Origin of the sequence: uncultured Salinisphaera sp. (assembly GCF_964012375.1) — a bacterium.
GTDB lineage: Bacteria > Pseudomonadota > Gammaproteobacteria > Nevskiales > Salinisphaeraceae > Salinisphaera.
Map to the genome: position 1 here is coordinate 1 of NZ_CAXGSH010000183.1, position 2,062 is coordinate 2,062.

Here is a 2,062-nt window from a genome sequence, read left to right on the forward strand (position 1 = left end):
CGCCCAAGGGCCTCAATACAGGCAAGCTCGCTATCGCTCGCTCAAGGCACGTCCTTCGTAGGTGGGCTTAGCGGAGCGTAAGCCGACATGAACGCAGCCATAGCCCCCTGTCTCAAGTTCATAGCTGTATCGACGCATTCCTACGGGTCAGCCGTCGATAGGCGTGCCCGTGGGGCGCGAACGAGAAGCGCAGTGCCGAAGGGTGTCCGGCGCACGGCTTCGGCGCGGCCGGCATTCTGGAGCATTGCCAAAGCGATTCGAGTGCTGGCTACACCTTTTCGCACGAGAACTTGTTATCGCATGGGCAGTGGTCCGGCACGCCGCGCCGACGCGCAACCTGGGGACCTCTTACCTTGCGTGCCTTCTTTTGCAGCAGCGTACGGACAGCGATTGCTCCCGGCACGCACAGGCGGGACGAATGGAACGCCTGAAACCCCGAATAAGTAATGCACGTTTTCTGATTTAGCCAGCGCGAAAAGCGCTGCTAGCTTGGCGCCATCGTAAAGCCAAGCGCAGCACGAACTGCGTCGTTACCGCACGGCGGTGGACACTAGCCATTGTCAGGAGTGCAACATGACTGATCAGAATACCGGCGCATTGAAAGTTCTCTGGTTTCTGCCTACCCACGGCGACGGCCGCTATCTGGGCACCAGCCACGGCGGCCGGCCGGTTGATCTGGCCTATCTGCGCCAGATTGCCCAGTCGGCCGACCAGCTCGGCTATTACGGCGTGCTGCTGCCGACCGGTCGCAGCTGCGAGGATTCCTGGGTGGTGGCGTCTGCATTGGCGCCGCTGACCGAGCGGCTGCGTTTTCTGGTGGCGGTACGCCCCGGGCTGCAGTCGCCAAGCGTGGCCGCCCGCATGACCGCCACGTTGGATCGGCTGTCGAACGGGCGGCTGTTGATCAACGTGGTCACCGGCGGCGACCCGGTAGAAAACGCCGGCGACGGTATCTTTCTGGATCACGGCGAGCGCTACGAAGTCACCCGCGAGTTTCTCGACGTCTACCAGCGTCTACTCAAAGGCGAAACGGTCAATCACAGCGGCAAGCACCTGCGCATCGAAGATGGCCGCCTGCTGTTCGAACCGGTGCAGTCCGGCGGGCCGCCGTTGTATTTCGGTGGCTCGTCGGAACCGGCGATCGAGGTGGCTGCCAATACCGTCGACAAATATCTCACCTGGGGCGAGCCGCCGGCCCAGGTCGCTGAAAAGATCGCCACCGTGCGTGCGGCCGCAGCGAAAGCCGGGCGCGACGTGACCTTCGGTATTCGTCTGCATGCTATCGTGCGCGAAACCGACGCCGAAGCCTGGGCCGCTGCCGACAAACTCATCTCGCACCTCGACGACGAAACCATTGCCTCGGCGCAGAAGGTCTTCGCCCGTATGGACTCGGTCGGCCAGGCGCGCATGTCCAAACTGCATGGCGGGCGCCGCGACAAGCTCGAAATCAGCCCCAACCTCTGGGCCGGCGTCGGTTTGGTACGCGGCGGGGCAGGCACGGCCCTTGTCGGCAGCCCGGAAACCGTGGCCGAACGCATGCGTGAGTACCAGGCCGCGGGCGTCGACACGTTCATCATGTCCGGCTACCCGCACCTCGAAGAAGCCTGGCGCTTCGGCGAAATGGTTTTACCGCTGCTACCGCTCGACCAACCCGTCGAGCGTCATGCCCAGGCCGCCAATACCGGTCCGTTCGGCGAAACCATTGGCAACGATGTGCGGCCCTCGGCCGCCAGTGCGAGCTGATGTTTTATAAAGCAGGTCTCATGTTTGCGTTATCACACTGGCGTGCTGACAGGGTTACTCGAATGCGCTCTGGGCGTTTTGGGGCTGACTAGGCGTACTGGCCCAATGCTCGCGGGCTGAATCAACGACGCGAGTAAATTGCGGCCTGGGGTTTCGCACTGATGTGCGAGTTACTTCTCTTGCTTGCCCAAGAGAAGTAACCAAGAAAAGGGCACCCTGTCTTGCGCCGATGCTTCGCATCGGTTCCCTGCGCGGCTCCGGCGTCAAGCGGGCCAGCCGGAAACTCGCTTCGCTCAAACATCCGGCTGTCTTTTCCGCT

At 62.5% G+C, this 2,062-nt stretch carries 1 protein-coding gene; it reads left to right on the forward strand.

Going from position 1 to position 2,062, the window contains the following annotated elements:
- Positions 1 to 573 precede the first annotated feature (573 nt).
- A complete protein-coding gene (gene ssuD, locus ABNU97_RS17705) occupies positions 574 to 1,743 on the forward strand; it encodes an FMNH2-dependent alkanesulfonate monooxygenase (RefSeq protein WP_348767982.1) in 1,170 nt (389 codons plus the stop codon).
- The last annotated feature ends 319 nt before the right edge of the window (positions 1,744 to 2,062 follow it).